The sequence below is a fragment of the Streptomyces sp. SID1328 genome (assembly GCF_009865595.1).
Lineage (GTDB): Bacteria > Actinomycetota > Actinomycetes > Streptomycetales > Streptomycetaceae > Streptomyces > Streptomyces griseoluteus.
The window spans coordinates 1-5839 of sequence record NZ_WWKH01000223.1; the positions used below are offsets into that span (position 1 = coordinate 1).

The 5839-nt window shown below is 70.7% G+C and carries 3 protein-coding genes; 1 reads left to right on the top strand and 2 read right to left on the bottom strand.

The window, feature by feature from the left end; all coding sequences use genetic code 11:
- Nucleotides 1–332 (top strand): molybdopterin dinucleotide binding domain-containing protein (locus GT030_RS06445; RefSeq protein WP_272920663.1); only part of this gene is annotated, 332 nt, incomplete at its 5' end.
- 108 nt (nucleotides 333–440) lie between these two features.
- Here the strand turns inward: GT030_RS06445 and GT030_RS06450 are convergent.
- Nucleotides 441–2978 carry a SpoIIE family protein phosphatase gene (locus tag GT030_RS06450; RefSeq protein WP_161200245.1) on the bottom strand — a complete coding sequence of 846 codons (2538 nt, stop codon included), beginning with the start codon at nucleotides 2976–2978 and terminating at the stop codon, nucleotides 441–443.
- 109 nt (nucleotides 2979–3087) lie between these two features.
- The coding region (locus tag GT030_RS06455; protein ID WP_161200246.1) for a response regulator at nucleotides 3088–5839 on the bottom strand (2752 nt) is incomplete at its 5' end.

The following is a 5839-nucleotide window of genomic DNA, read 5'->3' on the forward strand; positions in this document are numbered from 1 at the left end:
TCCCGTACACCAACAACGACCGCTACCGCGGCATCCACGGCAGCCGCCACGTGATCCTCGTCAACCCGGCCGACCTCTCCGAACTCGGCCTCGCCCAGGGTGATCGCGTGGACCTGGTGAGCGTCTGGGAGGACGGCACCGAGCGCCGGGCCAAGAACTTCGAGGTCGTGTCCTACCCGGCGGCCAAGGGTTCGGCCGCCGCCTACTACCCGGAGACGAACGTCCTCGTGCCGCTCGACAGCGTCGCCGACATAAGCAACCAGCCCACGTCGAAGGGCATCGTCGTCCGCCTCGAACCCACGGGCGACCGATCCCGGCCGGCACCCGTCTGACCGGAACCGATGGCTGCCCGGCGGCCAGGCGGGCGATGTGCTGCAGCGGGCCGTCGGGGGCCCCGCTTGCCCGACGGTACTACTGCGGCGCCCGCTGCCTTCTGCTGATCATTCCGGTGTCTTCGCGGGGATCTGGATGCCGATGAGGCAGGTGTCGTCGTCCGTGTCCGACTTGCTGTAGGTGAGCAGCCGGTCGAGGCGCTGCCCCAGGGCGCCGGCGGGGGTCTCGGCGGTACGCAGCAGATGGGTCAGGGAGTCCTCCACGGCGGTGTCGCGGCGCTCGACCAGGCCGTCGGTGTACATGAGCAGTGTGTCACCGGGCTGTAGTTGGGTCTGGTCTTCGCCGTAGGCCGCGTCTGCCAGGGCGCCGAGCAGGAGGCCCCCGGTCAGGGGCAGGGTGTCCGCCTGGGCGCCGCGGACGAGGACCGGGGGGAGGTGGCCGGCTCTGGCCCAGCGCATGACGCGGGTGGCCGGGTCGTACAGCGCGCACACCGCGGTCGCGGTGAGGTGGTCGGTGAGGTGGTGGACGACGTTGTTGAGCCAGGACATCAGCTGGGCGGGGCCCGCGCCGGTCATGGCCAGGCCGCGCAGTGCGTTGCGCAGGACGACCATGCCGGTGGCGGCTTTGATGCCGTGCCCGGCGACGTCGCCCACGCTCAGCAGGACTTGGCCGGTGGGCAGGACGAGGGCGTCGTACCAGTCGCCGCCGACCATGGCTTCGGATTCGGCGGGCCGGTAGCGCACGGCGACCTCGAGGCCGGACACCTCCAGCGGGCCGTGGGCGGGGGGCATGATGGCGTGCTGCAGCTGAAGGGCGAGGCGGTTGCGTTCGGCGGATTCCTGCTCGGTGTGGGCGAGCTGGTCGCGCGTGGCGGCCAGGGCCACTTCCGTCCAGTGCTGGGAGGATATGTCCTGGTAGGCGCCTCGAAGGACGGCAAGCCGGCCGTCGGAGGAGGTGACGGGTTCGGCCACGACCCTGATGTGCCGGGTGACGCCGTCGGATCGCTGCAGCCGGAAGGCGACGCTGGCGGAGCGGCCGTGGTGCACAACAGCGCGCAGGAAGCGGCCGATGGCGACGCCGTCGTCCGGGTGGGCGTGGGCGGCCAGCTCGTGCAGGGACAGCGGTCCGGCGGAGGGCGGCCGCCCGTAGAGGGCGAACAGCTCACCGTTCCAGGTGATGTCACCGGTGAGCAGGTCTTCCTCGAAACCGCCGATCCGGCCGAGGCGTTGTGCGTGCTGCAGGATGCTGGCCAGGCGGGCGGTTTCGTCCTCGATGCGCCAGATCATCAGCAGGCTGTCGCCGTGACGGCTGACGCTGATGTCGGCGACCGTGCTCAGGGAGACCTGGTCGATGAGGGTGGGCAGCGTCATGCGCCGGGCCCTGAAGGGTTCCCCGGTGGCGTAGACCCTCTCCAGCTGTCCGAAGAGGTCGCTCGAGCCGACGGCCAAGGGGTAGATCTGCAGCAGCAGTGCGCCGGTGAGAGCGCTGCGCGGCCGGCCGGCGGGGTCCTGGAAGTGACTGTTGGTGTGGTGGATGCGGAAGTCTGCGAGCCGGCCCTCGGTGTCCAGACGGGGGGTCAGGACCAAGGCTGGATCGTGCAGCCCGTCGGCGAGGTGGATGAGTTCGGTGGCGGACTCGTCGGGTGCGGAGGCGCCCGGCGGGTGGCTGTCGCCGGTGGGGCGGGTCTCGAGGGTGTGGGCGCACAGGTCGGCCAGCGCCTCGAGCTGGCGGTGTATGGCGGGGGGTTGCTCGGTGAGCGGCAGGGGCCAGCAGATCTCCAGCACTCCGCTGATGCGGCCGCCGGTACCCGCGCACAGGGCGATGCGGCCGCCGTCCGGGAAGTCGAGGTAGCCGATGGAGGGCACGTGCCCGCTCATGGAGGCGATGTGCACGAGGCGGCGGTCGGTCAGGGCGCGCCGGGCCACGGTGGCGACGCCGGGCGGCACATGGCGCCAGCGTTCGGCTTCGTCGTCGCTGAACCCGGCGTGGCCGCGCAGGGTGAGCGAGCCGTCCGGGCTCGCGCTCCATACGGCGACGGCCGCGGCGCCCAGCGGGGTCAGAGCGTGCTGCAGCAGGGACTCGGCGACGGCCTGGGTGTCGCCGGCGGCCAGGGCGCCGCTCTCCGCGGCCCGCAGCCGTACGGCCAGGGACGCCTGGTCGTCTTTGCCGGTGCTGTTGCCGCTGAGCTGGAGGAATTCCAGCGCGATCTGGGCCACCTGGTCGCGGGCGGCCTGGTTGATGATGTCGGCGGCCAGTTCGAGGTCGGACACACCGGACTGTTCGGCGAGCTCCGCGAGTTGCCGGGCGGCCTGGACGGGGCCGCAGTGCAGCCGCTCGATCAAGATGCCCTTGGCCAGTTCGATCAGTGCGCGGCCATCGGCGGCGGCCCGGGCGGCCTGCACTTCCTCGTTCAGCCGTGCCACGGTCGCGGCCAGGCGGCCCACCACGACCTGGCCGGCTGCCTGCGCAGCCGGCTCCACCTCCACGCCCGCCGGCTCCGCCCGCTGCGGCCGGACCGGGACCAAGCCTGCGGCCTGCGACGAAGCCGCGGTGGCGGGCACGCGCTCATGCGGACGTGGCTCCTGCCGTGCGCCGTCGGCGAACGCGGCTTCCGCCGAGTCCTCGGCATACTCGGGTGCGTTCATCGTGCCGACGACTCCTCGCAGGACCAGGCCCGTGCCGCCGGCCGGCCGGCGCGGCGACGGCCGGCGGGCACGGATGCGCGGCGGGAGACGGGAGAGACCAGCATGGTGCTCACTGCTCCTTGAGCCAGCGCCGGATGCACGCCACGAGATCGTTGGCGTCCACGGGCTTGGTGACGTAGTCGCTGGCGCCGGAGGCAAGGCTCTTGTCCCGGTCTCCCGGCATGGCCTTCGCGGTCACCGCGATGACCGGCAGGTCCACGTACTCGGGCATCTGCCGGATCTGGGCGGTCGCGGCGTAGCCGTCCATCTCCGGCATCATCACATCCATCAGGATCAGGTCGATCTCGGGATGCGCCTTCAGGCACTCGATCCCCTTACGGCCGTCCTCGGCATGCAGAACACGCATTCCGTGCAGTTCCAGGATCCCGGTGATGGCGTAGAGGTTGCGGGCGTCGTCGTCGACGACCAGCACGGTGCAGCCCTGCAACTGCTCATCGAGGGTGTCGAGCCTGGGCTGCCGGCTCTCCTCGCCGCGTACCAGCGCCACCACGTCTCCCGGCTGCTCGGCCGACAGATGCAGGGCGATGCGCTCGCGCAGTTCGTCCAGGCTGCCCAGGACCTCCAGCGGACGGCCGGCCGCCCGAGCCCGAAGAGCCTGCTCCCGGTCCGCGCCCAGCTGACGGCTGCTGTGCGCGAGCACGGGCACGTGCCGCAGCGCCTCATCACCGTCCATCGCGTCGAGGAAGGCCCCTGCCTGCCCCTCGGCCATGTCCAGCTCCAGCACGACGCAGTGGAAGGGCTCGGCCGCCAGTGCGGCGGCAGCTTCCTGGGCTCCGACCGTCGTGATCACCTCGACGTGGCCATGGTGATCGGACGCTCCAGGGCTTCCCTCAAGTCCGACCGCGCTTTCGGCGACCAGCGACAGCAGGCCGCGCTGGCGCTCTTCGATCACCAGCAGCCGACGCGGCTGCGCCTGCCCCGGAGCCTGTTCCGCGGGGGCGGACAGCTCCCGGTTCCCCGACAGCGCACTGGTCACCTCCCCGGGGACCGGCATGCCCTGCTCGTCGGCCGTGGTCTGGTCGAGCAAGTCGGCACGTGCGGCCGGCAGGTACAGCGTGAAGGTGCTGCCTCGGCCGGGCGTGCTCTGGGCGGTGAGAGCGCCGCCCAGGAGATGGGCGATCTCGCGGCTGATGGACAGCCCCAGCCCGGTGCCCCCGTATTTGCGGCTGGTGGTCCCGTCCGCCTGCTGGAACGCGCCGAAGATCGTCTCCAGGTGCTGGGCGGCGATGCCGATCCCGGTGTCCTTGACCCGGAAGGCCACCACCGGGCCGTCCCGGTGCACACCGGCGGGTACCTCCTCCTCGCCGGCCGGCTCTATGCACAGCTCGATACCCCCGCGCTCGGTGAACTTGATCGCGTTCGAGATCAGGTTGCGCAGCACCTGCCGCAGCCGGGCATCGTCGGTGACCAGCTCCGAGGGCACCCGGGAGGCGGAGGCGATGGCGAAGGACAGGCCCTTCTGGGTGGTCATCGGGCGGAACGTCACCTCGATGTAGTCCAGCAGCCCGCGCAGCGGGACCTGCTCGAGGTTGATGTCCATCTTCCCGGCCTCGACCTTGGACAGGTCCAGGATGTCGTTGATCAGCTGGAGCAGGTCGGAACCGGCCGAGTGGATGATGCCCGCGTACTCCACCTGCTTGGGCGTCAGGTTGCGCGAGGGGTTCTGGGCGAGCAGCTGGGCCAGGATGAGGAGGCTGTTGAGCGGGGTGCGCAGCTCGTGGCTCATGTTGGCCAGGAACTCCGACTTGTACTTCGACGCCAAGGACAGCTGCTGGGCGCGGTCCTCCAGCTCCTGGCGGGCCTGCTCGATCTGCAGGTTCTTGCCTTCGATGTCGCGGTTCTGCGAAGCCAGAAGCTTGGCCTTGTCTTCCAACTCCGCGTTGGAGCGCTGCAGTTCCTCCTGCTGCACCTGCAGTTCTTCGGAGCGGGCCTGGAGTTCCCCGGTCAGCCGCTGGGATTCCTCGAGCAGTTCATCGGTGCGGGCGTTGGCGAGGATGGTGTTGACGTTCACGCCGAGCGCTTCCGCGAGCCGCTCGAGGAAGTCGCGGTGGATGGAGGTGAAGGGCGTGAAGGACGCCAGTTCGATCACGCCGAGCACCTGGTCCTCCACCGCGATGGGAAGCACGATCAGACCGCCCGGAGTGGCCTTGCCCAGTCCGCTGGAGATGCCGATGTACTCGCCGGGCACCCCCTCCGCGGTGATGACGCGGCGGCTGCGGGCCGCCTGGCCCACCAGCGACTCACCCAGCGTGAACCGGTCGTGGCCGTCGACGCCGGCGGGCCGGCCGTAGGAGCCCACGAGCCTGAGCTCCGTACCGGCCGGGGTGTCTTCGGCCAGGTAGAACGCGCCGTACTGCGCCGACACCAGCGGGGTGAGATCCTCCATGACCAGCTCGGCCACCACCGACAGGTCGCGGTGACCCTGCATCAGGCCGGAGATGTGCGCCAGGCTGGACTTGAGCCAGTCCTGTTCCTGGTTCGCCTGGGTCGTTTCCCTGAGGGACCCGACCATGGCGTTGATGTTGTCCTTGAGTTCGGCGACCTCGCCGGAGGCTTCCACGGTGATCGAGCGGGTCAGGTCGCCCTCGGCGACCGCGCTGGCCACCTCCGCGATCGCCCGCACCTGGCTGGTCAGGTTCCCGGCGAGTTCGTTGACGTTCTCCGTCAGCCGCTTCCACGTGCCCGAGACGCCCTCGACCTCTGCCTGGCCGCCGAGGCGGCCCTCGCTGCCGACTTCGCGGGCCACGCGGGTGACCTCGGCGGCGAACGAGGAGAGCTGGTCCACCATCGTGTTGATGGTG